This is a genomic window from Rhizobium sp. Leaf321 (assembly GCF_001423215.1).
Taxonomy (GTDB): Bacteria; Pseudomonadota; Alphaproteobacteria; order Rhizobiales; family Rhizobiaceae; genus Neorhizobium; species Neorhizobium soli.
The window spans coordinates 531,958-558,522 of record NZ_LMOF01000005.1 but is presented as its reverse complement, the minus strand read 5'-3'; the positions used below and the strand labels follow the sequence as shown (position 1 = coordinate 558,522).

The following is a 26,565-nucleotide window of genomic DNA, read 5'->3' as shown; positions in this document are numbered from 1 at the left end:
GCTATTCCCTCTCTTATTCGAAAAGTCTCATTCATCGTGCAACGGCGTAGCCCTGTACGCCCCGCGGATTGGCGCCGGCCTTTACGAGTTGCACGTCACCGTCCATTTCGCGGGCAACTGCCGACAGACGCCCTTCCGACCATGCGTCGCCCACTGTGATCTTGTGTCCGCGTGCTGCCAGATCCTCGCAGACCGTTTTGGAGAAGCGTGATTCAAGCGTCACCGCACCGAGGCTGATTTCTCGCGGCCAGAAGGAGCTCGGCAGGTGATCGGTATGGAATGACGGAGCGTCGATCGCCTCCTGCAGGTTCATTCCGTTGTGCAAGTGGCGCAGCAGCATGATCAACTGCCACTGGTCCTGCTGATCTCCGCCCGGAGTTCCCAACGCCATGTAGGGCTTGCCATCGCGGAAGACGGTGGTGGGCGTTAAGGTCGTGCGGGGTCTTGTCGATGGCATCAGCGACGAGTTGAGACCCTCCTCCAACCAGAACATCTGGCCGCGGGTCGTGAGGCTGAAGCCGAGACCTGGAATGACGGGGCTCGATTGGAACCACCCGCCGGACGGCGTGGCAGAAACCATGTTGCCCCATCGGTCGATAGTGCTGACTTGCACGGTATCGCCGCGCTGAGCACCCTCGCGGGTCAGCGCCGGTTCACCCTGCCGGTCGTTGGGCAACGGCTGCTCGCGCGCGACCGTCGGCTCGCCGCCGCCAAGCCCGGGCTGCATAATTGTACCCACAGCGCGCAGGGGCGGCAGGTTGGGGTTGCGACCGTCAGGCGAGCCTGGACGCACCTCAAGAGATGCAGAGCGACCAATCAGAGCGCGACGGATGTCGGCGTAATCTGCAGACAGGAGTGTCGCCATCGGCACGTCGACGCTATCGCCATACCAGGCATCGCGATCGGCCATCGCAATCTTCGCGGTTTCAACAACGAGATGCACGAACTCTGCGCCCATCGGGTCAAGGTCCGCGATGTCGGTTCCCTTGAGGATCTGCAACATCTGCAAGAGGACCGGCCCTTGAGACCAAGGTCCGCATTTGAACACTTCACAATCGCCGTAAGTTACCGACACCGGCTTCTCGATCGATGGCGTATAGTCTGCCATGTCCTGCGCTGTGATCAGGCCCTTGTGTCGTCGGCCTGAGACATCCCATACTTCCTGCGTTTCGCAGAACTGCTCGATCTGTTCGGCAACCGGTCCGCGATACCAGAAATCCAGGGCGGCATTGATCCTCGCCTCGCGGCTGCCGGCCGATTTCGTCTGATCGAGGATCAGTTGGTACATGTCGGCAATGTGCGGGTTACGAAAGAGCTTGCCCGACTGGGGCAGGGCACCGCTTGGCAGATAGACGGCGGCCGATGTTGGCCAGTGCGTCTGAAACAGCTCCTGCATCGATGCGATCGTGTTTGCGATGCGCGGCACCAGCGGGTGACCAGTCCTTGCATAGTAGATCGCCGGGGCAAGAACCTCCTCGAGTTCAGCCTGTCCGTAGTCCCGCAAAAGCGTCAGCCACGCGCCAAAAGCGCCCGGGATACAGGCTGCGAGAAGCCCTGTCCCGGGAATGATGTCCAGACCAAGTTCCTTGAAATACTGAATGGTCGCCCTCGCAGGAGATGGGCCCTGACCGGAAATGACAACCGGAGCATCGGCGCCCGCTGGGGTGACGATAATGGGAACTTCGCCGCCGGGGCCGTTCAGGTGCGGCTCCACCACCTGCAGTACGAAACCAGCTGCCACGGCCGCATCGAACGCCGTGTGCCCTTTTTCGAGAATAGACATACCAACGGTCGAAGCCAGCCAGTGGGTCGACGAAATTGCCCCAAAGGTGCCGCGCAGTTCCGGTCGAGTGGTAAATGTCATTTGCTTCACTCACTCCTCGTGTGAAGGCGGCAGCGGAGACAGGACCATTGTCTATCTCCACTCAAATTGCCTCCAACGTCCCTTTGGGATACAATCCCGTCCTCTGTGGACACATTGTATATTATTCGGGTGCATGGCAAGTCAGTTGTGTAATTTACTTTCGTCGCGATAGGATGGTGTGTGACCTTGTGGGGAAGGAAACCTATGCTGGATGGACGGACGCCACTGAAAAAAGCTCGTAGCGATGTTATCGCCGACCAGCTGGAAGAAGCTGTGATTACCGGGGAAATTGCTGCTGGATCGAGGCTCGACGAGAACTCTCTCGCGGTCCAGTTCCAGGTGTCTCGCACGCCCGTCCGTGAGGCTCTTCGCATCCTGTGCGGCCGGGGACTGGCCGAGCGGGAAGCATTTAAGGGCGTCATTGTCACCCAGATTTCTACGGAGCGCATCGACGAAATGTTCGAGGCCATGGCGGAACTGGAAGCGACATGCGGCAGGCTGTCGTCCCAGCGCATGACGATGCGCGAACGGGCTGAGCTGGAAGCCATGCATCGTGAGATGAACGGCCTCGCACAGGATGGAGACCACGTTGGCTACAACGCCGTCAACACGGAGTTTCACAGCCTGCTGTTTCAGGGTTGCCACAACAGGGATCTGATCAGTGCAGCGCAAACGCTGCGGTTGAAGCTTGCACCCTTCCGGAAATATCAGCTGAAGGACGTGGGGCGTCTGAAACGATCGTGTGACGAGCATCAGCAAATCGTTGACGCGGTTCTCGAGCAGGATGCGAAAGCCGCCGAAAACGCGCTGAGGCGGCATTTGGTGTCCGCTGCGCAGGAGGTTTTGGTCAGGCGTCAGCAGCAGAAGGTAAAGACCATCCAGGACAATGATCCGCTGGATAATAAGGAGGCTCATGATGACGCAGGATGATGAAAAACAGGCCATCCGCGACGTCATTGGCGTCATGCAGCAAGCGTGGAATACCGGCAACTTTCATGGCTACATGGCTGGCTTTGCCAACCCGGATGTCGTCTTTGTTTCCCGCGGCCGCGTCCAGAAGGATTGGCAGGCGACGCTCGACCATTACATCAGCGATTATGGCGGGTCCGAGGGTTCGCAAGGTCAGCTGACCTTTTCCAATATCCGCATCGAAATCCTGTGCGATGACGCAGCGCAGCTCATCAGCAACTACGAGCTGATCCGCCCAGCGGGAAATCAGACGGGAGTGAACACGCGGCTGATACGCAAGCGCGAAGGAAGGTGGCTGATCGCCCTCAACCACGTTTCGCAGGTCGAGATGTAATATATGGCGTATGCTTGTTCGCTCAGTCGACTTGTTGTCGCTACCGATCTGACATCAAGGGATAACAGGCAAGCTTTGCTATTGCCGACTGGGTTGCTGATCGTCAGGCGCGCGCCCATGGTAGCCGTCGGATCTAAACCTACGCAGCGGGATGGCTGATGCGCGTTTTTCTTGTTCGCCACGGCGAATCCCTCGGTAACCTCGACGAACGGGCTTACAGCCAGTTTGGCGATCACAACGTACCGCTGACGCAATGGGGACATCGCCAGGCCGCCGAAGCCGGGGCTGTGATCGCGGCCTATATGTCCGGCCTGACCGGGCGGGGGGTGCAAAAGCTGCGCGTATGGTACTCACCGTTCCTGCGGACACGGCAAAGCAAGGAGGCGCTCCTTGAAGCCTTGCCTGTCGAACGCATTGGCAAGGTGCGCGAGGACTATCTGTTGCGGGAGCAGGATTTCGGCCTCTTTACTGAAATCTATGACCACGCCGAGCGGAAGCAAAAGTTTCCCGACGAATTCGAGAAGTGGGCGAGACTGCGTAGCAACAGCGGTAAATTCTACGCCCGGCCGCCGGATGGCGAAAGCCGCGCCGATGTTGCACAGCGCATGCGGTTGTTCCTGCAGACGATCATGCACGAGGCCCGACACGGCCACGACAACGTGGTGATCGTCGGCCATGGTGTCACCAACCGGGCCTTCGAGATGAGTTTTCTGCAGCATCCTGTCGACTGGTTCGAACGTTCGGACAATCCCGGGAATGCTGACATCACTCTGATCGAGGGAACGCGCGAAATGGGATACACCTCGACGCTGTTGCACCAGGCGACCGACCGTCAGCCTGGTCAGAACGATCTGCGACAGGCGTATGGCGCAGAGCTAACGATCAGGCCAGAGCCGGAGGCCTGAAATGCCTTTTCCAAACTGGACCTCGTTTTCGACGACGATAGATATCAAGCTGGGTATGCGTATCCCGATAACACCCACCGAATGACCCTGCAGCTCGATAACCGGGCTCGCTTGTCGGGTACCGCGAGCGGTGGCTGGTTCCGTTCAACGTCCCGCACATCAGCGATGGTGACGTACTGAATGCCGGTGGCGGCAAATACCAGCTTACAATCGACTAATCGCTATTTTGGGCATTTGCCTTTGATATCAATTGTCATCGATGAGATTCTAGGCACGGTAACCAAGCCTCAATACGTTTTCTCTATCAGGTTCGGTATCGTCCTACCTTTGAGCCTTGGCAGTTTTCCTGCAGCTCATTCAGCAAGATATCGAGGCCTACGTGAGGTTTTTTGGAAATTTGAAAATAAGGACGCGGGTCGTTCTCGTAGCGTCGATCCCGACCATTGCGTTGATCGCTGCTGTCGTACAGGACAATATGAAGCGCCTTGAGCAGGCTTCGGAAGCGCAATCTGTCGCCGAAATTTCTTCGATGGCGCCCGTTATTGGCTCAGCCATCCATGAAATCCAGAAGGAGCGCGGTGCTTCCGCTGGTTTCGTCGGTGCCAAGGGCCTCGGTGAGTTCGGGTCGCTCCTGGAGAAGCAGCGTCTCGCAGCGGATGCAGCACTCGCCAGTTTCAAGGCCTTGAACCTGACGACCAGCGAAGCTCCGGGTGGCCCTGAATTGCAGCAGCTTGCGCTCTCGGCCCAAGCCAAGCTCGACCAGCTCAAGACAATGCGTGACGAGGTTACGGCGTTAAAGGCAGGCGTGCCTGATATTGCGTCCTATTTCGAGGATACGATAGGTAGCCTCATCAAACTGATCGGATCCATGAGTTCGCTCACCAGCGACAGCACGATCTCAAACCGGATTGTTGCCTACTCGGCTCTTCTGCAGGGTAAGGAACGCGCTGGTCAGGAACGCATGATCGGCACTGCAGCATTCGCGGCCGGTAGTTTCTCGCCGGAAGGATATCAGCAGTTCGTGAAGTTTGGCGTCATGCAGAACGTCTACTTTGCGGATTTCAACAGCTATGCAGGCGCACCGCAGCGTGCCGCGCTTCAGACGGCCCTTGCGAGTGATGCCGGTCAGCTTGTCGAGAAGCAGCGCAGCGTCGCGCTGAAGGCTCCGTTCGGCGGACAGATGGGTGGAATTTCCGGTGAAGACTGGTATAAGGCTTCGACCAACCGCATCAACGCGCTGAAGACAGTGGAAGACCAGACCGGTCTGGAGCTAAAGGATTATGCGTCCGCTTCGGCTGCGGTTCAGCACAGGAATTTCCTGATTTCGGTCTTCACCTCGCTGGGCGTTCTGGCGGTCGTTGCTGTTCTCGCGACCATCGTCACCCGCTCCATCACCCGTCCCGTCACGCGGATCGTGCAGACGATGCGTGAGCTCGCGGCCGGCAACGCACAGGCTGAAATCGATGCCATTGCAGATCGAAGCGAAATCGGCGACATGGTCAAGTCTGTTGCCGTCTTCAAGCAGAACGCGCAGGACACCTTGCGCATGGAAGCGGAAGCGCAGGCTAACCGTTCGATGTCCGAACGTCAGCGCCTCGAGCAGCACGAGCGTCAGGCGGAAGAAGCAGCCGAAGTGCAGTTCGCAGTCGATACGCTCGCCGTTGGCCTCGGTGCCATGGCGAATGGCAAGCTGAACCATCGGATCGACCAGGCGTTTGCAGAACGCCTCGACAAGATCCGCGTCGACTTTAACGGTGCGATCGAGCGTCTCGAAGATGCGATCGTGGACGTCAGCGGCAACGCGCAGGCGATCTCGGCCGGTTCGAACCAGATCCGCTCCGCGGCTGACGACCTGGCAAGGCGCACCGAACAGCAGGCAGCATCTGTCGAGGAGACCGCAGCAGCCCTTGAGCAGATCACCACCACGGTTGCCGACACGACGCGTCGCGCAGAAGAAGCAGGTCGCCTGGTCAGTGAAACGCGCAAGAACGCCGAGCACTCGGGCCTCGTGGTGACGAACGCAATCAACGCAATGAATGCGATCGAAGCGTCATCCAACGAGATCTCCACCATCATCGGCGTCATCGACGAAATCGCGTTCCAGACCAATCTTCTGGCACTGAATGCGGGCGTGGAAGCGGCCCGGGCAGGTGACGCCGGCAAGGGCTTTGCAGTCGTCGCACAGGAAGTTCGCGAACTTGCGCAACGGTCCGCAAGCGCCGCCAAGGACATCAAGAGCCTGATCGCCAAATCCGGTGAACATGTCAGAAGCGGCGTTTCCCTTGTCGGCGAAACGGGCGAGGCGCTTGGGCAGATCGTCGATCAGGTCAAGGCAATCAGCGTGAACGTCCTCTCGATCGTGGAAGCCTCGCGCGAACAGTCTACGGGTATCAAGGAAATCAACCATGCCGTCTCGTTGATGGATCAGGGGACGCAGCAGAATGCCGCTATGGTGGAAGAATCCACCGCAGCGAGCCATTCTCTCGCGAGAGAAGCCGAAACGCTCTTCCAGCTCGTTGGTATGTTCGAGACAGGATCAGTGGCAGGTGGCATTCACCACTCGCATCAATCCGGCGACGCTCCAGCTCCTTCGAACCGGTTGATGACCCGAGTGACCTCGTCCTTCTCCAGACGCGTGGCATAAGCTTCACGGCATCCCGGCTAACCTCCCAAAGCACACGCAGAGAGTGAACCGTAAAAGCCGCCGAAGAAATCCTTTCGGCGGCTTTTGTATGAGGCTGATCCGTGCTGGTTGGTGAAAAGAAGCTTCCAGCTGTCACGACATCTTTCGCTTGATCTGCAGCCGCCAAGACACCCCCAGCCACGTGCTCGTGTCATCGTGGCCGCGATGGACGAAGTGACAGTGAGAGACGCGTTCCTCAAACATCTTCTCATGCTCGCGCAAGATTTCGGCCAACGTCGCCAATCTTCAGCGAGATGCCGTCCCGTCGAAGGTTTCTCGCATCGCCTTGAGGATCACGACCGCGGAGGCAGCGCCCGGGTCGATATGGCCAAGCGAGCGTTCGCCCAGTCTTGCGGCGCGACCACGAAGCGCGATCATGGATTGCGTTGCTTTGGCGCCCAATTCTCCCGCTTCGCAGGCCGAGGACCAAATGTGTCCGGGTTCGCCGGATCTCGCCTCCGCCGCATCGGCTGCCGGCATCCAGGCATCGAGCATGGTCTTGTCTCCGCGCATTCCTTTGCCCCGCTGCTGAATGCCGGTTGTGATGGCTCTCAGCATCGCGACCTGGCCAGCGGCATCGAGAGGTCGATGTGCGTTCATACGATCGGATGCATGGAGAAAGCCGGTCGCATAGAGCGGGCCCGTGGATGCGCCTACCGCATCGAGAAACGTGGTCGCAGCAGCCGTCATGACTTCGGCGGCAGTCATGCTGTCGAGATCGCTCCGCGACAATTCACTCGCAACAGCGCTGAAGCCAAGCGACATCGTGATGCCGTGATCGGCGTCTCCGATCGCCTCATCAAGCTCGGTCAGGTAATCCTTCTCCTTGGCCACCGCATCGGAGATCTTGTTGAACATTCGGCTGAGTAAGCGCGCATCGTTTCCGTGCACCATGTCCCTCCAACTGTTGCACTGTGCCATTGAAAGCCTGCCTTACCCTATTTTCAACGCCGCAGTGTCGCAGGGATGATGGAGCAGAGTAGACAGATCGTCATCGAGATGAAGGATTGAGATCGAGGCGCCGACCATATCCAATGATGTGCAGTAGTGGCCAATCCAGTTTGCTTCGATCTCGATGCCCTTGGCCTTCAGCCTCTGCTCGACACGCCTGAACAGAATATAGAGCTCCATCAATGGCGTTGCACCGAAGGAGTTGACCAGTACGGCGACACGGCTGCCTGCGATCGCCCCCATCTCGTGAAATATGCGATCGATAATCTTGTCCGCAATCGCGTCGGCATTCTCGATCTTCTCGCGACTGACACCCCGTTCGCCATGGATGCCGATCCCGAACTCCATCTCGTCTTCCCCGATCTCGAAACTCGGACGGCGCGTCTGCGGCATAGAGCCGGCTTCGAGTGCGACACCCAGCGTGAATGTGCGGGAGTTGGCCTTGCGTGTCAGTGCTTCGCACGCGTCGAGGGAGTGACCGCGGTCGCAGGCTGCACCGGCGATCTTGAAGGTAAAGAAATTGCCGGCGACACCACGTCGGCCGTCCCGGTCTTCCATGGAGGACGACGCGACATCATCGGTGGTCAGGACCGTGCGCACCGCGATGCCCTCGGCCTCGGCCATTTCTGCCGCCATCTCAAAGTTCATGACGTCCCCGGCATAGTTGCCGTAGACGAAAAGCACACCGGCATCACCCGAAGCGGCCCGGGCGCAATGCAGGATCGGCATCGGCGGCGGGGAGGAAAAGACATTGCCGACGGCGACCGCATCCGCCAGCCCCTTTCCCACATAGCCGAGAAAGCAGGGTTCATGACCGGAGCCGCCGCCGATGACAAGACCGACCTTGCCGGGCCGCGGACCTTCCCTGGCTATCAACGCCCGGTTGGATTTTCCGGCGGGCATCAGATGTTTCTGATGCGCCCGAACGACGCCTTCCAGCATTTCCTCAACCACATGATCCGGATCATTGAGGAACTTCTTCACGCGATTGCGCGTCCGCGTCCCTGTCCCTTGGCTAGACGGGCTTTCCGAGCGAGGGCGCTGCGCAAGCATCTGGTCGATCACGGTCACGCCGTCGGCATTCAGAATACCCCGTCCGGTCGCCGCATCGGTGATCAGCACGTTGACATAGCCGCCGCGCAGGGCAGCGAGGATCGCTGGCACCTTGTCGAATCCTCCGGCCGCAGCAACGCGGAGGCCGACCGATTTGAGCATGTCGAGTGACATGCCGATCAGGCGCTCGTCCAGCGGCCCTGCCACCGGACGCCCCTGGCCGTCGATGAAGCGGCCAGAGACGGCGCCGACGGCGCCCTTCGCGAGATAATCCTGCAGCGCCACGTCTTCGAAAAAGCCGCTTGTGTGAATGGTCGAATTCGGCCTCAGTGACGAGATGCCAAAAAGTGCCTTGTTGGCACGCGACAGCATGCCGAACTGATCGGCCACCAGCGGCTCTTCCAACAGAGCGTCACGCATCGTTCGAGACGAGAGGATGGCGGGGGCGGATATGTTGACGAGCCTGCCGCCAACGGCCCCGGCGACAGCCGCTGCGCAAAGCTCCGGCGTATAGGAAAAGCTTGCCCGTGTTCCGCCCGCCGCCTGAATGACCGTGACATCCTGCAATCCGGGAACATGGGCAGCTTCGCCGATCGCAAGCATTGTGCGCCCCCAGGAAACGGCGACTGTATCGCCCGACTTGATCAGACGCTGCAATGCCTGGCCGCCGGCAGCACCGATCCGTTCGATCAGCGATTTGCCGGTTTCTTCGCTGGGGACGACAAGACAGTCGACGAGCCCGAAATGCCGCTTGAGTTCGCGCGCGATGGTCAGTGACGCAAGCCGGGCGGGTTCGATGGCGATGTTGACGATGCCGCGCTCACGCGCCTCTGCGAGATAGTTGTTCACCGTGGCGCGCGACACACCCATCGTGGCAGCAATATCGCCTTGGGTAAGACCATCCTCGTAATAGAGCCAGCAGGCCCAGACGAGGGGGTCGTCGCCATATCTCAGAGACATGCCCTCGCGGGCGTGTTCGACATCGTTGGTGCCGATCATCGCCTTGCCGGACTGCTGTGTCTTCACTGGTGTCAATCCGAAACGTGCTCCGACAGTCGATACGGGGCCGAGCTATCCGGGCCGCCGGAATTTTTTAGGACAATTTATCGATGTTGGCTTCTTATTTCTGGAATTCGACGGCGACCTGCCCGAAAAGGCAGGTCGCCCGGTCCTGGGGGAGGTTTGCTGAGTTCAGGGCGCCTGCAACTTGCCTGACACGCCCTTCGCGATTTCCTTGAGGATTAAGGCGCATGACGTGGCACCGGCATCGAGAACGCCAAGCGAGCGTTCGCCGAGACGGCTGGCGCGCCCGATCTTCGCGACGAGGTCGATGGTGGAATCACGTCCCTTGTCGGCGGCTTCGGTCATCGCCGCCAGCGCGTCAGCAAAGGACTGTCCGCCTGCGACCGTGCTGTCGAACGCTTCGATGGCCGGCACGAACGCGTCGATCAGCGTCTTGTCGCCAACCTTGGCAGAACCGATCGACTGAATGCCGGCAAGGCCCATATGAAGCATTGTCGAGAAGAGGCGAGCGTCAACGACATCCTTGCCTTCGAGCGTTTCTGCGAACTCGGTGAACATCACGCCGTAAAGCGGACCCATAGAGCCGCCAATCTCCGTCATCAACACAGTGCCGAGCGTATCGAAGGCTTCGGCCAGCGACACGTCTTGGGTCTTGAGGCGCTCGGACGTCATGCCGAAGCCCTTGGCCATGTTGACGCCGTGGTCACCATCACCGATCTTGCCGTCGATCTCACTGAGATAGGCGCGGTTTTCGATGATGCGGTCGGCGATCGCAATCACGATATCGCCCGCGTGGGCATTGAGGAAAGTCTGCATCGCCAGGTCCTTAAAGCAGCATGGTGCAGCGCGTCTCGAGATCGAGAAGCGGCTTAGTTTCGTCGTCGAGCGCCATGACCGTCAGGGTCGCTCCCACCATTTCGAGCGACGTGAAATAGTTGCCGATGAAGGTCTTGTAGACCTTCAGGCCACGTGCGGAAATCTCGGTTTCGATCGTATCGTTGAGGATGTAGAGTTCGTTGAGCGGCGTCGCGCCGAGGCCTGACACGAGCACGGCGACTTCGACGCCGGCCGGCAGGTCATGATCGTCGAGCACGATCTTCACCATGTCCCTTGCAACGTCTTCGGCTTTTTTGAGCGGTTCGACCCGCACCCCAGGCTCGCCATGGTGGCCGATGCCGACTTCCATCGTGCCGGGCTCGATCTGGAAATTGGGATGGCCGACGGCGGGAAGTGTGCAGGGGCCAAGGCCGACCCCGATCGACCGGCAGTTGTCGATCGCCTTCTGCGCGACGGCGCGAACCTCCTCGAGCGAACCGCCCTGGCTGGCCTTGGCGCTGCCGATCTTCCACATGAAGATCTCACCGGCGACCCCGCGGCGCTTCTCCCGCTCGGACAGGGGAGCCGAGCAGACGTCGTCGTTGGCGACGACCGTCAAAACCTCGATTCCTTCCTTGGTGGCAAGCTTGGTTGCCATCTTCACGTTCATGTTGTCGCCGGCATAATTGCCGTAAAGGCACACCACTCCTGCGCCTCCATTCGCCTCGCGGAATGCGTCAGAGAAGCTCTTGGCCGTCGGCGAGGAGAAGAGTTCGCCAACGGCGACCGCATCCAGCATGTTCTTGCCGGTGTAGCCCATGAAGGCGGGTTCATGACCCGAACCGCCGCCGGTGACGATGCCGACCTTGCCTTTGACGGGGGCATTCTTCGCCACGACGACACGTGGGTTTTCCGCAAGCCGGACGATATCGGAATGGGCCTTGACGAAGCCCTTGACCGTATCTTCGACGACAAGATCAGGATTATTGACGAAACGCTGCATGGTTTGTCCTCAGAGAATTGTGTAACCGCCGTCGATCAGGAGATCGGCGCCGTTGATCATGTCCGCACCATTGGAGACAAGAAAGACTGCCGCTGCGGCGATTTCCTGCGGGTAGGCGAAACGGCCGATCGGGATACGCTTCTTCGCATTTTCACCCTTTTCGCCGGCCCAAGCCTTCTTTCCGAGTTCCGTCAGCACGACTGTTGGCGAAATGGTATTCACGCAGATACCGTATTTTCCCCACTCGGCCGCGAAGGTCTTCGACATGCCGATGACGCCGAATTTGGAGGCGCAGTAGGCGACGTGCTCCTCGATTGCGACGGTGCCCGCCTGCGAGGCGAGATTGACGATCTTGCCGCCCTTGCCAGCGGCGATCATCGCCCTTCCGACTGCCTGCGTGAAGAGAAAAGTGCCCTTCAGGTTGATGTCGATCGTCTTATCCCAGTAATCGAGCGACAGATCCTCGGCCGGAGCGAGGAAGACGACCCCCGCGCTGCTGACGGCTATATCGATGTGGCCGAAGGTGTCGAGGACGCCCGCGATCGCCTTCTCGACGGAAGATGCCTGCGAGACATCGCAGACGAAGGATTTCGATGCGCCACCGAGTTCGGCCGCTTTTGCTGCGGCCAGTTCGGCATTGAGGTCAAGCACGGCGACGGTCGCGCCCTTTTCGGTCAGCGCGTCGCAGACGGCAGCGCCGATGCCGGATGCGGCGCCGGTGACGACGGCAATCTTGCCGTTCAGGGGGAAATTCAGGTCGATCTGGGGAGCGGTATCACTCATGTCTTCAAGCCTTTGCGACGGAGACGGGAGGGGCGGCGGTCACCGCCCCTCCCTTGGATCGAAAACGAAAAGTATCAGTTACGGGACTCGAGCAGCTTGTCGGCGTTTTCTTTCGTGACAGGCGTCCAAGGCACGAGGTAGTCCTTCTCGGCGCCATCCGCCCACTTCATGTCCGGATACTGGGTCCAGATCTTCGATTCGGGCTTGTAGTCCTTGTTGGCGGCCTTGATGGCGACGTCGAGAGCGCCCTGAGCCTGGGCGTTGGCGTCCTGCAGGATGGAAGCCATCTCGCCGCGCTTCACCGAGTTGATCGCATCCGTCACGCCATCGACGCCGGCAATCGCGAAGTCTTCAACCTTCAGACCTGCAGCCTTGATTGCCTCGATCGCACCGAGTGCCATTTCGTCGTTCTGGCCGATGATGCCATTGATCTGGCCCGGATGGGATGTCAGCCAGTTTTCCATCAGGGTCTGAGCTTCGGCGCGCGACCAGTTGCCGGTCTGCTTTTCGAGAACCTTTACGTCCGGGCAGGCAGCGAGTGCCTTTTCATTGCCTTCCAGGCGCTGGATCTGGCCGGACTGGCCGATCGGGCCTTCGATGATGACGAGATTGCCCTTGCAGCCCATCTTGTCCAAGACTGCCTTGGCTTCGAGCTCGCCGGCTTCCACGTCGTTCGAGCCGACATAGGATGTGAGGAGATCGGAATTGACGCGGGCATTGGAGCCGACAACGGGGATGCCGGCATCATGGGCCATCTGCACAGCGGTCGCGCCGGCCTCGATATCCATCGGCACGAAGATGATCGCGTCGAATTTCTGTGTGATCATCGTGTTGAACTGTTCCTGCTGGACCAGCGCGTCATATCGGCCATCGAACACCGTGACATCGACCTTGCCGCTCTTGACGGCCGGATGTTCCTTCAGAGCCGCCGACCAGATCTGCATGAATTCAGCATTGAGACCATAGGTGGTCGCGCCAATCTTGAGCTTCTTGTCCTGCGCCATTGCGGGTGCCGAAAGCATCGCCGCACTGGCGACGAGAGCAAGCAAAAGTTTCTTCATTTTCTTCTCCTCCACGGAATGTCCGGTCGCCGTTTTGACGCGCGGTACATGTCGGACCGTTTCGCGATCCGAATTGTTCTGGGGTCAGGCCCCTTGATTGCGTTTTTGATCCAGCATGACCGCACCGACGATCAGCGCCCCTTTGAGGACCTGCTGGTAGTAAGATTCGATGCCGAGCAGATCGAGACCGTTGTTCATGACGCCGATAATGAGCGCGCCGATCAGGGTTCCCGTGACGCGACCGACACCACCCGAGAGGCTGGTACCGCCGATGACCACGGCCGCGATGGCGTCGAGCTCGTAGGCAACACCGGCCTGCGGCAGGCCGGAGCCCGTGCGAGCGGCAAGGATCATACCGGCAAGACCCGCAAGTGCTCCCGAGATGCAGTACACGGCGAACTTGATGCGGGTGACGTTGATGCCTGAAGTCACGGCGGCATGCGGGTTGCCGCCGACGGCGTAGATATAGCGGCCAAAGCGCGTGCGGTTGAGAACCCACCAAGAGGCAATGAAGACGACGGCGAGAACGACGACCGGCATCGGGATGCCGATAATGTTGCCGGTTCCAAGCCAGCGAAAATCCGGGATAAGCGCCGGGACAGGTCTGCCGCCGCCATAGATCAGCGTCATGCCGCGTGCCGCCGACAGCATGCCGAGGGTGGCAACGAAGGCGGGGACGGAGAAGCGCGAGACGATTACACCGACGACCATGCCGCATGCGAGACCGACGAGAATGCCCGCCGCGAACGCGACGAATGCCGGATAGGGGCCGCCCGCAACGCCGGCGGTCGCTGAAGTCGTCGCAAGGCTCGCGGCCACCATACCAGCGAGCGCTACGACCGAGCCGACGGAGAGGTCGATGCCCCGGGTCAGGATGACGAATGTCATGCCGATCGCCAGCACCCCATTGATAGATGTCTGTAGAAGCACGTTCGAGATATTGCCGGCGGTGAGGAAGTACTCGTTGGAGACCGACAGGATGAATGCCAGGAGCAGGAAGGCGAGAAAGATGCCGTATTCCTGGATGAGCAACTTGCGGTTATCCGAACCGAACCATGCGGCTGCCGGCTTGTTTTCTGTGGCGGACACTGTTCTTACCTCTTCCCATGCCGATCGAATCTTGAAAATGCGCGTCTGGCCCAGTGACCCGGGCCCGTCACGTAGAAAGGTGCACCAACGCCTGCGCGTCTGTCTCCGCGCGCGGATAGATGCCAGTCGAGCGACCGTTGCGCATGACGAGGATGCGGTCGGACATGCCCAGCACTTCGTCGATTTCCGATGAAATCATCACTACGGTTCCACCGGCCTCGGCGAATTCGCAGATGATGCGATAGATCTCGCGCTTGGCGCCGACATCGACGCCACGCGTCGGTTCATCGAGCAGAAGCACCTTGGGATTGCGCAGGAACCACTTGCCCAGGACGACCTTTTGCTGATTGCCGCCTGACAGGCCCGAGACCGGCATCGTGTCGCGGGCCGCCTTGATCGCAAATCTTTCGATCATGTTCCGGCTGGCAGCCTGCTCGCCGCGGCGACGCATGACGAAATTGGGGCTGAGTTCCGGCAGGCTGGCAAGCGCAATGTTGCCTCTGACGCTATCGGTCAGATTGAGCCCGGTCAGCTTGCGGTCCTCGGTAACGAAAGCGAGCCCGTGCTCCATCGCGTCAGCCGGCTTGCTGACCTTGACCGGCGCGCCATCGATCCTGATTTCGCCGCTATCGAGACGATCGAGACCAAAGATGCAGTTGAAAATTTCCGACCGGCCGGATCCCATAAGTCCGTAGATCCCGAAGATCTCACCCTTGCAAACCGAAAACGAAATGTCGTCGATCTTGCCGGCGGCTGTCAGCCCCGTAACCTGTAGGCCATCCGTTTCCGTCGGCGTGTTGGTCTTGATATATTCCTCGCCCAGTTCCCGACCGACGATCATCTTGATCAGGCTCGGCCTGTCGATATCAGCCAAGTCACCCGAGCCGATATAGGAGCCGTCGCGGAACACCGTGTAGGCATCCGCGATCTGGAAGATTTCTGACAGGCGGTGCGAGACGTAGACGATACCCTTGCCGGCGGCCTTCAGCCGTTCGATCGTTTTGAAGAGCTGCTGCGCTTCCTTTTCGCCGATTGCCGATGTCGGCTCGTCCATGAAGATGACTTCCGCATCGTGGCTGAGCGCCTTGGCGATCTCGACCAGTTGCATCTGCGCAACCGAAAGGTTCATCATGAACTGAGTGGGACGGATCTGGAATTCGAGCTGATCCAGCAACCGCTGGGCGTTACGGTTCATCGTCTTGAAGTCGACGCCGCCGAAGCGCCCGGAGGGTTCGCGACCAAGATAGATGTTTTCCGCCACGGTCATATGAGGGACAGGGCTCAGTTCCTGTTCGATGATCGCGATGCCGGAGGCGAGCGCTTCGGCTGGGCCTGAAAAATCGACGTCCTGACCGCGACGGCGAATGGAGCCGGCATCGCGCTTGTAAATGCCCATGAGGATTTTGAGGAAGGTCGACTTTCCGGCGCCGTTGCCGCCACACAGCGCGTGCACCGAGCCCGGCTTCAGCTGAAAGCGACCCTCACGCAATGCGGCAACGCCGCCGAAGGACTTCTTCAGTCCTTCCACCTCAAGCAGATATTCCACGCTAATTTCCTCCGATGATCCTTCCGCCCGATGAGCGTCGGACCAATCACTGTCTGGGTTAACCGCCCTCCAGCGGCCAGCACGTGACATTTGTCAGATAGTTTTCGACAAATGTCAACATGCCTTCATTGTAGGCTGAAGGTGTCCCTATGGTGAGCAAAAATCCTGTTTTTATCGTTTTAAAACAGACGGATGGACTGCTTGGTGGGGAGAGCGAGACCTTGGGGGCGAAGGGGCGATACGCGCAAGAAAGAAGCGATAGCTGCTGAAAATCTCACCAAACAGCACTTTTCTTTTTCAAACCGGTCGCTATTCCTAGGTCAACCGATGCGCCGAATTTGGCGCCCATCGAGCAAAAGGATCCGATGATGAAAGCCTTGGTACTGGAAGAAAAGGGCGTTCTCGCCCTTCGAGACATTGACCTGCCGCTGGCGGTCGGAGCTTCGGAACTGAAGATCAAGATTCACACGGTTGGCGTCTGCGGCAGCGACGTACACTACTACACGCACGGCGCAATCGGACCGTACGTGCTGCGTGAGCCAATGGTTCTGGGACATGAGGCGGCAGGCACGGTGATCGAGGTCGGCTCGGCCGTTTCCGGTTTCAAGGTTGGAGACCGGGTGTGCATGGAACCGGGAATACCGGACCTCTCGTCGCGCGCATCCAAGCTCGGCATCTATAACGTCGATCCCAGCGTCCGGTTCTGGGCAACGCCGCCGATCCATGGCGTTTTGACATCCGAAGTTGTCCATCCCGCGGCGTTCACCTACAAGCTTCCCGACAACGTGTCCTTCGCCGAAGGCGCGATGGTGGAGCCATTTGCCATTGGCATGCAGGCTGCAGCGCGTGCCCGCATCGCCCCCGGCGATGTTGCGGCGGTGATCGGAAGCGGCCCGATCGGGATCATGGTCGCTCTGGCGGCGCTCGCTGGTGGGTGCAGCCGCGTGTTCATTTCCGATTTCAGCGCACCGAAACTCGCCATCGCTGCCCAGTATTCCGGTATCACCCCTGTCAATATCGGGGAGGAAAGCTTCGCCGAGGTCATCGCACGGGAAACCGACGGCTGGGGCGCCGATGTTGTTTTCGAAGCCAGCGGCAGCCCGAAGGCCTATGACGGGATATTCGACCTCGTTCGCCCGGGTGGAGCTATCGTGATGGTCGGCCTGCCGGTGGACAAGGTTTCGTTCGACGTTGCAGGCGCGATCTCGAAGGAAATCCGGATAGAGACGGTCTTCCGCTACGCCAATATCTTCGACCGGGCGCTGCAGCTGATCGCATCCGGCAAGGTGGACCTTAATCCGCTGATCACCGAGACTTTCGATTTCGACAAGAGCATTGAGGCCTTTGAGAGGGCAGCAGCCGGTAACCCGTCAGACGTCAAGCTGCAGATCCTTCTGGGTGACGCCGCGGTTTAGGAAAATCCGATCAGTTCTTTAGACCGGTGGCCGGGAAAGCATGGGATCGTCACGCGAAATCATGCCGTCCCGGCTGCGGCTTTTGCGATGTGACGGTAGGACCACCGGGACATCTCAACGATAGACCTGTCTCTTCGGTGCCAACCGATCGTGAGTGCGGAGGCCGGCCTTAAAGCCGACCTCCGGTTCTGTTACTTGCCCGAGGCCTGGGCAGAGTACATGTAGCTGTCATAGCTGTATTCGGCGACGCGGAACCACTCGAAGGACTCGTCCCTGAACTTCTTCCAGCCTGGATAGATCTTTGCCCATGCCGGATGCTTGGCGCTATATTCCGCGTAGAGTTCGAACGTCGTCTTGTAGGCGGCATCCATGACATCGCGTGGCAGCGGTCGCAGTTTGACGCCCTTGCCGACAAGCGAGCGGATCGCTGCAGTGTTCTTCACATCGTAGAGTGCCTGCATGTTGATGTTCGCCGCCTTGCAGGCGGCATCGAGTGCGGCCTTGTAGGCGGGAGGCAGACCCTCATACTGTGCCTTGTTGATGAAGAAGTGGATCGTCAGACCACCTTCCCAATAGGCCGGGTAGTAGTAGTTCGGCGCAATCTGGTAGAACCCGAGGCGTTCGTCGTCATAGGGACCGATCCACTCGGCCGCGTCGATTGTTCCGCGCTCGAGAGCCGGATAGATATCGCCCCCCGGTAGCTGCTGCGGCACCACGCCGAGCCGAGACATCACTTCGCCGGCGACACCGGCGATGCGCATCTTGACGCCCTTGAGGTCGGCGACGCCCTTGATCTCCTTGCGGAACCATCCACCCATCTGGGCACCGGTGGCCCCGCCGGGGATGCCAACCACGCCATAGGCAGAGAGAAACTCGTTATAAGCCTCATTGCCGCCGCCGTGGTAAAGCCAGGCGTTCTGCTGACGACCATTGAGACCGAAGGGGATGGTCGAGCCGATCGCAAATGTCGGATCCTTGCCGGTGAAATAGTATCCGCAGGTATGAGCGATTTCGACGGTGTTCGCCTTCACCGCATCGATCGCCTGCGGTCCGGGTACGAGTTCGCCGGCCTGAAACACCTGAATTTGGAATTTCCCGTCGGTGATCTTCGACAGTGTCTCCGCCATGACGGTTGCGCCGCCGTAAATCGTGTCGAGGTTGTTCGGGAAGCCCGATGTCAGGCGCCATTTGATGCTCGGCAGTTCTTGGGCAACCGCCGGTGCGGCGAGTGCGGTCGCGGCGACTGTTGCAGCCCCTCCGACTGCGCCTTTCGTCAGGAAATTGCGTCTGTTGATGGTTTCCGTCATTGCGTTTCCTCCTCCTCAGGTTCGGCAGTATCGAACGCACGCTGTGCGATCAAAGCGTGTGTCTAGTTTTTCGGTGCGCCGAAGCTTGGCGTCGGGGAACCGAAATCTGGTGCAGGGATATCGACGGCCGGGGCGGCGGGATCGCCGGAAGACTGCTCCGGTGCGCCGAAAGGCTGGGTCGGTGTTCCAAACGGGTTAGCGCCATCGGCACCCGGCATCGGTACGTTGAGCTCAATCGTCGATGGATCGACGACGGCAGATCCTGATTTGTAGTGAGTAACGAGACCCGGAAAGACGATGACGACGACGACCATGACGAGCTGGATCGCCAGGTAGGGCAGGGAGCCCATGTAGATCTGGCCGGATGTGACCGGCTGGATTGTCGCACCGGTGATGCGATCCTTGTAGGCCCGTGTCGGAGCGACGGAGCGTAGGTAAAACAGCGAGAACCCGAACGGCGGATGCATGAACGAGGTCTGCATGTTGATCGCCAGCATCACGCCGAACCAAATCAGGTCGATGCCGAGCGCATCGGCAACCGGTGCCAGCAGCGGGATGATGATGAAGGCCAGCTCGAAATAATCGAGAAAGAAGGCCAGGAAGAATACGAGCAGATTGGCAACGATCAGGAACCCGATCTCGCCGCCCGGGATCGACGTCATCAGGTGCTCGACCCAGACGTGACCATCGACACCGTAGAAAGTCAGCGAAAACACACGCGCGCCGAGCAAGATGAAGATCACGAAGGAGGACAGTTGCGCCGTCGCGTAAAGGGCCGACTTCACCATTGCCAGCGTAAGCTTGCGATTGAAGGCTGCAAGAAGCAGAGCACCGACCGCGCCCATCGCGCCGCCTTCGGTCGGCGTCGCAAGGCCGATAAAGATTGTGCCGAGAACGAGAAAGATCAGCACGAGCGGCGGCACGAGCGAGGTGATGACCTTGGCCACAAGCTTCCAGCCACGAAGCGATCGCGCCTCGATGGGAAGAGCCGGCACGCTTGCCGGACGCAGGAAGGACATCAGGATGATGTAGCCGGTATAGGCGGCAACCAGCATGAGACCGGGCACGAGTGCGCCCTTGTACATGTCGCCGACCGACCGGCCGAGCTGGTCGGCCAGAATGATCAGCACGAGGCTGGGCGGAATAATCTGGGCAAGCGTTCCCGACGCTGCGATCGTGCCGGCCGCGACCCGTCGGTCGTAACCATATCGCAGCATGATCGGCAGCGAGATCAGGCCCATCGAGATGACGGAGGCCGCAACGACGCCTGTGGTGGCTGCAAGGATGGCGCCCACGAAGATGACCGCGAAGGCGAGCCCGCCGCGGATCGGGCCGAACAGCTGGCCGATCGTATCGAGCAGATCCTCGGCCATTCCGCTTCGTTCGAGAATCAGCCCCATGAAGGTGAAGAAAGGAATGGCGAGCAGCGTCTCGTTCGACATCTGCCCGAAGATGCGGTCAGGGATCGCTCCGAACAGGTTGATGGGCAAAAGGCCCATTTCGATGCCGATGAAACCGAAGACAAAGCCGACAAAGGCGAGTGCGAAGGCAACCGGATAACCAAGCAGCAACACGACGATCAGTGATAGAAACATGATCGGCGCGAGATTTTCCGCAAAGAATGCAAACATATGAGCGTATCCTGCTACGAATTAGAGCGCTTGCGCTTCGGCGTCGGCGAGAGCGACGGCGTCGGGCATCGCACCGCTGAGGATCGCTAGCCGTTTAATCAGTTCCGACAGTCCCTGGAGTGCCAGCAGTCCGAACCCAATCGGGATCATGGCCCAGACTGGCCACAGCACCAGGCCACCGGTATTGTTGGAGACCTCTCCGCTCACATATTTGGCGATGACGATCGGCCAGGACAGGTAGATGGTGACGAGGCAGAACGGCATCAGGAAGAAGATTGTCCCGAACACCTCGATCCAAAGCTGCGCCCGTCTGGGGAGCTGACCATAGACCAGATCGACCTTGACGTGCTCGCTACTCAGCAATGTCCAGGCCGCCGCCAACAGGAAGGCTGCGGAGAAAAGGTACCATTGCGCCTCGAGCCAGGCATTTGAGCTCAGATTGAAGACTTTTCGGGTCACTGCGTTGATGGCGCTGATCAGCACTGCCGCCAACAAAAGCCATGAAACGGCTTTACCGAAAAGCGTGTTCATCGCGTCGATAGCGCGCGACACGGCGAGTAGACCAGACATTACAAACCCTCCCAGGCAAGCTGCCCGAAGGCAGCTGTCCCATGCACTACTATCGCCGCAAATCACACGCGACAAGAGCATTATGACAAGAGGCCAATCTAGCGGTCTGGGAAAAGGCTTCGATACACGTTGCTATGGGCTGGAACAGACAGTGACGCAGGGAGCGCAAACGTCCCCGCTGATTCTCGATTTCGACGCTTATTCTTTTCGCATGCAGGGTGAACGCGTGACGCGCATGACGAGCGATTTTTGTCGTTAATTCATTGACTTTGAGAAAAGAGACCTGGTTGCATCCGCCGTCGCTTCGGGCGACAATCGACGGCTAGCGCACCGACGGCAAGCAAACGGGCGCCTAGGGCGCCCGTCGCAATACAGATCCGGAGCGGCCTTATTCGGCCACAACCGTCTTTCCGCCTTCCCACTTGTAGACGGAAAAGCTCTGCGAGCTGAGATCGCCGGTTTCACCGTAGGTCAGTTCGCCAATGGCAGTTTTGATACCGGTGCCATCCTTGAGCGCGGCAGCAACTGCCTCAGCGTCGTCGGTGCTGCCAGCCTTGGCGATGCCGGCGGCGATGACCTCGACGGCTGCATAGGCGTTGAGGGTAAAGGCTTCGGCGGGGATCTTTTTTGCAATGAGCGCATCGGCCGCGGCCTTGCTGTCGGTATTCTTCAGCGCGTCGGCAGCGTTGGTGAAGATCGTGCCGTTGGCTGCGTCGCCGCCGGTGGTGATGAACTCGCTGTTGGAAAGGCCGTCACCCGCGATCAGCTGCACATTCATGCCGGCATCCTTCATCTGGCGCACCAGAAGGCCTGCTTCTGGGTGATAGCCGCCGAAATAGAGGACTTCGGTGCCTTCCGACTTCAGGCGTGTCACCAGCGCGCTAAAATCCTTGTCGCCCGCCGTCAGCGCGTCGTTGAAGACTTCCGTGATGCCGGCCGCATTCAGCGATGCCTTGAAGGCATCGGCGAGACCCTTGCCATACTGCCCCTTGTCGTTGAGGATGGCGATCTTCTTGTCCTTGAATTTCTCGACCACGAATTTCGCGGCAACGTCCGCCTGCTGGTCGTCCCGGCCGCAGGTGCGAAACACGGTGGAAAGGCCACGCGCGGTCAGTTCCGGCGAAGTGGCTGTCGGGGTAACCATCAGTGCACCGTTTTCGGCAAACGCGACCGAGGCGGGGATAGAGACGCCCGATGTGACAGGGCCAACCACGAAACGGATATCGTCGGCAATCAGCTGATTGGCGGCAGATACGCCCTGTTTGGGTTCGCCGGCATCGTCGACAATTTTCAGCACGAGCTTCTCGCCGTTGACGCCGCCCTTCTTGTTGATTTCCTCGACCGCGGTTTCAGCGCCGTTCTTGATCTGCGCGCCGATCGCAGCAACCGGGCCGGTCAGCGGCGCGATGAGGCCGACCGTGATGTCGGCGTAGGCAAGCGGGGCGAATGCGAGTGTGGCAGCGAGTGCCGCAGTGATTGTCTTCAATGTCATGTCAGTCTCCTGGGATGCGGACCTCCCGACCCGCGTGCTAATGGTGCGCCGAACCCGCTCAAACCGTCGGCAATGCCATGACTGGTGGAAGAGGGAGGGCGCGTCCGGTCCGCGCGTGGCCATATTGAGCTTCTCCGTGCGTCCAACAATTTTCCTAGAAATATTGGGCCGGTGACGCAAGAAGATAACGGGAAGCAGTGACCTCTTGATTGAATAATTCACGGCTTCTTGTGGGGACGTGATGGGCCGCTGCAGCCGTCCCCTTTCATACCGGCAACTCACACGACGGAACCAACCCAGATTCGGGCAGCCGTCCATGGCGCCCGCCGGCGATCAGGCGGATACGTGTCTTTCTCCACACTGCGCCGCGGTTCGAAGACGACGACGGTGGGCATATTGCTGATAGTGGCGACTCAGATGCTGAAAGCGGCTCCGATCAGCGCCCTTGTGTAATCGGCTTTCGGGGCGTCAAAGATCGCGTCCGTATCGCCTTCCTCAACAATCTTTCCGTTGTTCATGACGATCACATGATCCGCGATGGCCCTGACCACGGCAAGGTCGTGGCTGATGAAGACGTAGGAAAGGTTGTGGTCGGACTGCAGCTTGCGCAACAGGTCGATCACCTGTCCCTGCACGGACCGGTCGAGTGCCGAGGTCGGTTCGTCGAGGATAACCACACGCGGCTTGAGGATCATCGCGCGGGCAATCGCGATGCGCTGGCGCTGACCGCCGGAAAATTCGTGCGGGTAGCGATTGCGCGCCTGGGGATCGAGCCCGACTTCGGTCAGGGCGGCGATCGCGCGCCGGTCTCGATCCGCCTTGTCTAGCGAAGGCTCGTGGACGAGCAGACCTTCGGTGATGATCTCGCCGACTGTCTGACGCGGCGAGAGAGACCCAAAGGGATCCTGGAAGACGAGCTGCATCTCCTTGCGCAGGGACCGCATCTGCCGACGGTCGAAGCCGGAGATGTCGGTCTTGTCGAAGCGGTAATGACCATTGCTGTGGAGAAGCCGGAGCAGCGCGCGCCCAAGCGTCGATTTCCCCGAGCCGGACTCACCAACGATACCGATCGTCTGGCCCTGCCTGAGCTTGACGGTGACGCCGTCGACGGCCCGGAAACTCTTTGGACCCTTCGAAAAAAGTCCGCGGCCGATCGGAAAATCGACCGTGACATCGCGTCCCTCCAGGATGATCGGCGCGTTTTCCGCCGGCGGTTGCTTGCGACCCTGCGGTTCGGCATCGATCAGCATGCGGGTATAGGCGGAAGTCGGAGCCTCGAAGATCTGTGATGTGGCTCCCTGTTCCACCACTTCGCCGCGCCGCATGACGACGACACGTTCGGCAAAATGCCGGACAATGCCGAGATCGTGGGTGATCAGCACAATCGCCATGCCGAAACGCTCCTGGAGCGAGCGCAGCAGCTTCAATATTTGCGCCTGGACCGTCACATCAAGCGCCGTCGTCGGCTCGTCGGCGATCAGGACGTCGGGTTCGTTGGCAAGCGCCATGGCGATCATGACGCGCTGCCGCTGGCCGCCGGACAGTTCATGCGGGTAACTGTCAATGCGGCGGGCGGGATCGGGAATGCCGACCAGTTCCAAGAGTTCCAGCACGCGGCTGCGGGCCGCTTTCCGGCTGCCGCCGCGGTGGTAGACGATCGGTTCGGCGATCTGGCGGCCGATCGTGTAAAGCGGATCGAGCGAGGTCATCGGCTCCTGAAAGATCATCGTGATCTTGGCACCGCGGATCTTGTTGAGCTCGTTATTTCGCAGTCCGACCAGTTCCTTGCCCCGATAGGCGGCGGAGCCAGTGACGGTGCCGTTTCCAGCGAGCAGGCCCATAATGCCCATCATCGTCTGGCTCTTGCCGGAGCCGCTTTCGCCGACGACGGCGAGCGTCTCGCCGGCACGGACATCGAAGCCGATGCCCTTGACCGCATTGACCGTGCCATCCGGCGTCGTAAAATTCACTTTCAGGTCGCGGATCGAGAGAATGGTGTCTTTTTGATCGGTCATGTCAACGATCCTTCGGGTCGAGCGCGTCGCGCAGGCCGTCGCCGATAAAGTTCAACGAAAACAGCGTTGCCACGAAGAAGATGGAGGGAAAGATCAGGAGCCAGGGTGCCGACTGGATATTGTTGGCGCCTTCCGAAATCAGAGCCCCCCAGCTGGTCAGTGGCGCCTGAACCCCGAGCCCGAGGAAAGACAGAAAGCTTTCCAGGAGGATTACCTTTGGAACCACGACGGTGACGAAGACGATCACCGGTCCGATCGTGTTCGGGATGATATGCCGGCGGATAATTTGCCAGTCGCTCAGGCCGAGCGCTTGGGCAGCGCCCACGAATTCCCGGCGCTTCAGCGCCAGCGTCTGGCCTCGCACGATGCGCGCCATGTCGAGCCATTCCACAGCGCCGATCACCAGGAAGATCAGGATGAAGGAACGACCGAAGAAGACGACCAGGACGACGACAAGAAAGACGAATGGCAGAGAATAGAGGATCTCGACGAAGCGCATCATGACATTGTCGACACGGCCGCCAAGATAACCCGCGGTCGCGCCGTAGAGCACGCCGATGCCAAGCGAGACGAGGCTGGCCAGCACGCCGACGGCAATCGAGATCTGGCCGCCGAGCATGACACGGGCAAGCAGGTCGCGGCCGTTCGGATCCGTGCCGAACAGGAAGTATTCCCGGCTGACATTCCCTTCGACTTTGAGAACGCGCCCGTCTTTTTCGGTCGCCACTACCTTGGTGTCGTCGAACTCGTTGGCACGGTCGAAATAACGCGTCGTGCGTGGATCGATCGGATCCTCGGCGCTGATGGTCGCGGAAAAGATCTGGCCCGTCACCTCGAACGCGTCGAGGTTGACGCGGGCGCGCGTCGCGACGCCTTGCATGGCGCCCTCCAGCGACGCCTCGTCTGGCCGCGGCTCGAGACTTGGCGCCACCGTCACATAGGAAGAAAAGACCTGGTCATAGCTATGCGGCACAAAAAGTGGGCCGAGATAGGAAAAGAGCGCGATCAGAACGAGCATCACGCAGCCGCCCATCGCCGCCTTGTTGCGACGGAAGCGGATGGCGGCAAGCTGGAAAAGACTGCGGCTTGTGCTCTGGGGCGGGGTGGAAGCCGGATCGGTGGCGATATCAGTCATGACGGACCCTCGGATCGAGCAGGCCGTAGAGAAGGTCGACCAGGAGATTGAAGACGATAACAAAGATGGCGATCAGAACGACGGTGCCCATGACCAGCGTATAGTCACGATTCAGCGCGCCGAGCACGAAATAACGGCCGACGCCCGGAATGGTGAAGATGGTCTCGACGACGGCCGAGCCGGTCATCAATGCGGCGGCACAGGGTGCGAGATAGGAGACGACCGGCAGCATGGCGCCGCGCATGGCATGCGTGATGACGACGATCCTTGCCGGAAGGCCATAAGCGCGCGCGGTGCGGATATGGTCGGCATGCAGCGCCTCGATCATCGATCCGCGCGTCAGCCTGGCGAAAACGGCAAGCTGCGGCAGCGCTAGCGCGATCATCGGCAGGAGCAGGAACGAGAACGAACCATCGCCCCAGCCACCGGCCGGCAACAGCGCAAGAAGAATTGCGAAAATAAGCGTCAAAACCGGGCCGACAACGAAATTCGGGATCGTCGTACCCATCGTCGCAAGCGTCATGATGGAAAAATCGAGCACGCTATTCTGGCGCAGAGCCGCGATCGTGCCGAGCGTCACGCCGCCAATCAGGGCCAGAAGCAGAGCGTAGAAACCGAGTTCAATGGAGTAGGGAAGGCCTTTTCCGATCAGTTCCGCGACGGTGTTGTCCTTGTAGATATAGCTTGGACCGAAATCACCCTGTACGGCATTGCCGATATAGGTGAGATATTGACGCCATAACGGCTGGTCTAGCTGGTAGGTCCGCATGATGTTTTCCATCGTTGCGGGTGGCAGCGGACGTTCCAGGTTAAAGGGACCGCCCGGAGCAAAACGCATCAGGAAGAAGGAGATCGTCACGACGATGAAAAGCGTCGGGACGGCGCTCGCGAGGCGGCGCAGGATAAAAGACAGCATGCAG

General features: G+C 59.7%; 21 protein-coding genes. 5 read left to right on the top strand and 16 right to left on the bottom strand.

All coding sequences use genetic code 11. The annotated features are described in order from the left end of the window. Window positions 1–31: 31 nt before the first annotated feature. Window positions 32–1,864, bottom strand: coding sequence for a gamma-glutamyltransferase family protein (locus ASF70_RS06175; protein ID WP_062578294.1), 1,833 nt, complete (start codon window positions 1,862–1,864; stop codon window positions 32–34). Between the two features lie 180 nt (window positions 1,865–2,044). On the opposite strand from ASF70_RS06175, the gene ASF70_RS06170 reads away from it, so the two are divergent. From ASF70_RS06170 to ASF70_RS24720, 4 genes are all read left to right on the top strand, one after another. After that, a complete protein-coding gene (locus ASF70_RS06170; RefSeq protein WP_244473975.1) occupies window positions 2,045–2,794 on the top strand; it encodes a GntR family transcriptional regulator in 750 nt (249 codons plus the stop codon). Further along, the gene (locus ASF70_RS06165; RefSeq protein ID WP_244473974.1) at window positions 2,781–3,167 is read left to right on the top strand and encodes an SgcJ/EcaC family oxidoreductase; all 387 of its coding nucleotides are present in this window, start codon (window positions 2,781–2,783) and stop codon (window positions 3,165–3,167) included. The genes ASF70_RS06170 and ASF70_RS06165 overlap by 14 nt, the downstream gene beginning before the upstream one ends. Window positions 3,168–3,325: 158 nt before the next feature. Beyond that, a complete protein-coding gene (locus tag ASF70_RS06160; RefSeq protein ID WP_062578291.1) occupies window positions 3,326–4,072 on the top strand; it encodes a phosphoglycerate mutase family protein in 747 nt (248 codons plus the stop codon). A 475-nt stretch (window positions 4,073–4,547) separates the two neighbouring features. Then, entirely contained in the window at window positions 4,548–6,716 is a 2,169-nt protein-coding gene (locus tag ASF70_RS24720) for a methyl-accepting chemotaxis protein (protein ID WP_280136586.1), read from the top strand. Window positions 6,717–7,001: 285 nt separating this feature from the next. Here ASF70_RS24720 and dhaL (ASF70_RS06150) read toward each other — a convergent pair whose 3' ends face one another. From dhaL (ASF70_RS06150) to ASF70_RS06110, 8 genes are all read right to left on the bottom strand, one after another. Beyond that, complete coding sequence (gene dhaL, locus ASF70_RS06150; protein WP_156461791.1) at window positions 7,002–7,646, bottom strand: dihydroxyacetone kinase subunit DhaL; 645 nt, start codon at window positions 7,644–7,646, stop codon at window positions 7,002–7,004. Window positions 7,647–7,688: 42 nt separating this feature from the next. Beyond that, window positions 7,689–9,758, bottom strand: coding sequence for a bifunctional sugar-binding transcriptional regulator/dihydroxyacetone kinase subunit DhaK (locus ASF70_RS23550; protein WP_244473985.1), 2,070 nt, complete (start codon window positions 9,756–9,758; stop codon window positions 7,689–7,691). A gap of 192 nt (window positions 9,759–9,950) precedes the next feature. After that, complete coding sequence (dhaL, locus tag ASF70_RS06135) at window positions 9,951–10,598, bottom strand: dihydroxyacetone kinase subunit DhaL (RefSeq protein ID WP_062578284.1); 648 nt, start codon at window positions 10,596–10,598, stop codon at window positions 9,951–9,953. A gap of 10 nt (window positions 10,599–10,608) precedes the next feature. Then, a complete protein-coding gene (locus ASF70_RS06130) occupies window positions 10,609–11,601 on the bottom strand; it encodes a dihydroxyacetone kinase subunit DhaK (RefSeq protein ID WP_062578282.1) in 993 nt (330 codons plus the stop codon). A 9-nt stretch (window positions 11,602–11,610) separates the two neighbouring features. Further along, window positions 11,611–12,384, bottom strand: coding sequence for an SDR family oxidoreductase (locus tag ASF70_RS06125; RefSeq protein ID WP_062578280.1), 774 nt, complete (start codon window positions 12,382–12,384; stop codon window positions 11,611–11,613). A 74-nt stretch (window positions 12,385–12,458) separates the two neighbouring features. After that, complete coding sequence (locus ASF70_RS06120; RefSeq protein ID WP_062578278.1) at window positions 12,459–13,445, bottom strand: substrate-binding domain-containing protein; 987 nt, start codon at window positions 13,443–13,445, stop codon at window positions 12,459–12,461. 84 nt (window positions 13,446–13,529) lie between these two features. After that, window positions 13,530–14,534, bottom strand: a complete 1,005-nt coding sequence (locus ASF70_RS06115; protein ID WP_062578276.1) for a sugar ABC transporter permease — start codon at window positions 14,532–14,534, stop codon at window positions 13,530–13,532. A gap of 67 nt (window positions 14,535–14,601) precedes the next feature. Then, window positions 14,602–16,080, bottom strand: coding sequence for a sugar ABC transporter ATP-binding protein (locus tag ASF70_RS06110; RefSeq protein WP_062578274.1), 1,479 nt, complete (start codon window positions 16,078–16,080; stop codon window positions 14,602–14,604). Between the two features lie 368 nt (window positions 16,081–16,448). On the opposite strand from ASF70_RS06110, the gene ASF70_RS06105 reads away from it, so the two are divergent. Continuing rightward, window positions 16,449–17,495, top strand: a complete 1,047-nt coding sequence (locus tag ASF70_RS06105) for an NAD(P)-dependent alcohol dehydrogenase (protein ID WP_200943516.1) — start codon at window positions 16,449–16,451, stop codon at window positions 17,493–17,495. 191 nt (window positions 17,496–17,686) lie between these two features. Here the strand turns inward: ASF70_RS06105 and ASF70_RS06100 are convergent, their stop codons facing one another. From ASF70_RS06100 to oppB, 7 genes are all read right to left on the bottom strand, one after another. Continuing rightward, window positions 17,687–18,802 carry a TRAP transporter substrate-binding protein gene (locus tag ASF70_RS06100; RefSeq protein WP_062578270.1) on the bottom strand — a complete coding sequence of 372 codons (1,116 nt, stop codon included), beginning with the start codon at window positions 18,800–18,802 and terminating at the stop codon, window positions 17,687–17,689. A gap of 62 nt (window positions 18,803–18,864) precedes the next feature. Beyond that, complete coding sequence (locus tag ASF70_RS06095; RefSeq protein WP_062578269.1) at window positions 18,865–20,433, bottom strand: TRAP transporter large permease subunit; 1,569 nt, start codon at window positions 20,431–20,433, stop codon at window positions 18,865–18,867. Between the two features lie 21 nt (window positions 20,434–20,454). Next, on the bottom strand, window positions 20,455–21,003 hold the full coding sequence (locus tag ASF70_RS06090) for a TRAP transporter small permease subunit (RefSeq protein ID WP_062459277.1): 549 nt from the start codon (window positions 21,001–21,003) through the stop codon (window positions 20,455–20,457). A 388-nt stretch (window positions 21,004–21,391) separates the two neighbouring features. After that, window positions 21,392–22,495, bottom strand: coding sequence for a branched-chain amino acid ABC transporter substrate-binding protein (locus ASF70_RS06085; RefSeq protein ID WP_062578266.1), 1,104 nt, complete (start codon window positions 22,493–22,495; stop codon window positions 21,392–21,394). Between the two features lie 413 nt (window positions 22,496–22,908). Further along, entirely contained in the window at window positions 22,909–24,510 is a 1,602-nt protein-coding gene (locus ASF70_RS06080; protein ID WP_062578265.1) for an ABC transporter ATP-binding protein, read from the bottom strand. Window position 24,511: 1 nt separating this feature from the next. Continuing rightward, complete coding sequence (locus ASF70_RS06075) at window positions 24,512–25,645, bottom strand: ABC transporter permease subunit (RefSeq protein ID WP_062459285.1); 1,134 nt, start codon at window positions 25,643–25,645, stop codon at window positions 24,512–24,514. Continuing rightward, a complete protein-coding gene (gene oppB / locus ASF70_RS06070) occupies window positions 25,638–26,561 on the bottom strand; it encodes an oligopeptide ABC transporter permease OppB (protein ID WP_062459288.1) in 924 nt (307 codons plus the stop codon). The genes ASF70_RS06075 and oppB overlap by 8 nt, the downstream gene beginning before the upstream one ends. Window positions 26,562–26,565: the final 4 nt, after the last annotated feature.

Excerpts from the sequence above, each read along its gene's own strand:
- ASF70_RS06175 (WP_062578294.1), bottom strand. The coding sequence starts at position 1,864 with ATGACATTTACCACTCGACCGGAACTGCGCGGCACCTTTGGGGCAATT.
- ASF70_RS06165 (WP_244473974.1), top strand. The coding sequence starts at position 2,781 with ATGACGCAGGATGATGAAAAACAGGCCATCCGCGACGTCATTGGCGTC.
- ASF70_RS06160 (WP_062578291.1), top strand. The coding sequence starts at position 3,326 with ATGCGCGTTTTTCTTGTTCGCCACGGCGAATCCCTCGGTAACCTCGAC.
- ASF70_RS24720 (WP_280136586.1), top strand. The coding sequence starts at position 4,548 with ATGAAGCGCCTTGAGCAGGCTTCGGAAGCGCAATCTGTCGCCGAAATT.
- ASF70_RS23550 (WP_244473985.1), bottom strand. The coding sequence starts at position 9,758 with ATGATCGGCACCAACGATGTCGAACACGCCCGCGAGGGCATGTCTCTG.
- dhaL (WP_062578284.1), bottom strand. The coding sequence starts at position 10,598 with ATGCAGACTTTCCTCAATGCCCACGCGGGCGATATCGTGATTGCGATC.
- ASF70_RS06130 (WP_062578282.1), bottom strand. The coding sequence starts at position 11,601 with ATGCAGCGTTTCGTCAATAATCCTGATCTTGTCGTCGAAGATACGGTC.
- ASF70_RS06125 (WP_062578280.1), bottom strand. The coding sequence starts at position 12,384 with ATGAGTGATACCGCTCCCCAGATCGACCTGAATTTCCCCCTGAACGGC.
- ASF70_RS06120 (WP_062578278.1), bottom strand. The coding sequence starts at position 13,445 with ATGAAGAAACTTTTGCTTGCTCTCGTCGCCAGTGCGGCGATGCTTTCG.
- ASF70_RS06105 (WP_200943516.1), top strand. The coding sequence starts at position 16,449 with ATGAAAGCCTTGGTACTGGAAGAAAAGGGCGTTCTCGCCCTTCGAGAC.
- ASF70_RS06100 (WP_062578270.1), bottom strand. The coding sequence starts at position 18,802 with ATGACGGAAACCATCAACAGACGCAATTTCCTGACGAAAGGCGCAGTC.
- ASF70_RS06095 (WP_062578269.1), bottom strand. The coding sequence starts at position 20,433 with ATGTTTGCATTCTTTGCGGAAAATCTCGCGCCGATCATGTTTCTATCA.
- ASF70_RS06090 (WP_062459277.1), bottom strand. The coding sequence starts at position 21,003 with ATGTCTGGTCTACTCGCCGTGTCGCGCGCTATCGACGCGATGAACACG.
- ASF70_RS06085 (WP_062578266.1), bottom strand. The coding sequence starts at position 22,495 with ATGACATTGAAGACAATCACTGCGGCACTCGCTGCCACACTCGCATTC.
- ASF70_RS06080 (WP_062578265.1), bottom strand. The coding sequence starts at position 24,510 with ATGACCGATCAAAAAGACACCATTCTCTCGATCCGCGACCTGAAAGTG.
- ASF70_RS06075 (WP_062459285.1), bottom strand. The coding sequence starts at position 25,645 with ATGACTGATATCGCCACCGATCCGGCTTCCACCCCGCCCCAGAGCACA.
- oppB (WP_062459288.1), bottom strand. The coding sequence starts at position 26,561 with ATGCTGTCTTTTATCCTGCGCCGCCTCGCGAGCGCCGTCCCGACGCTT.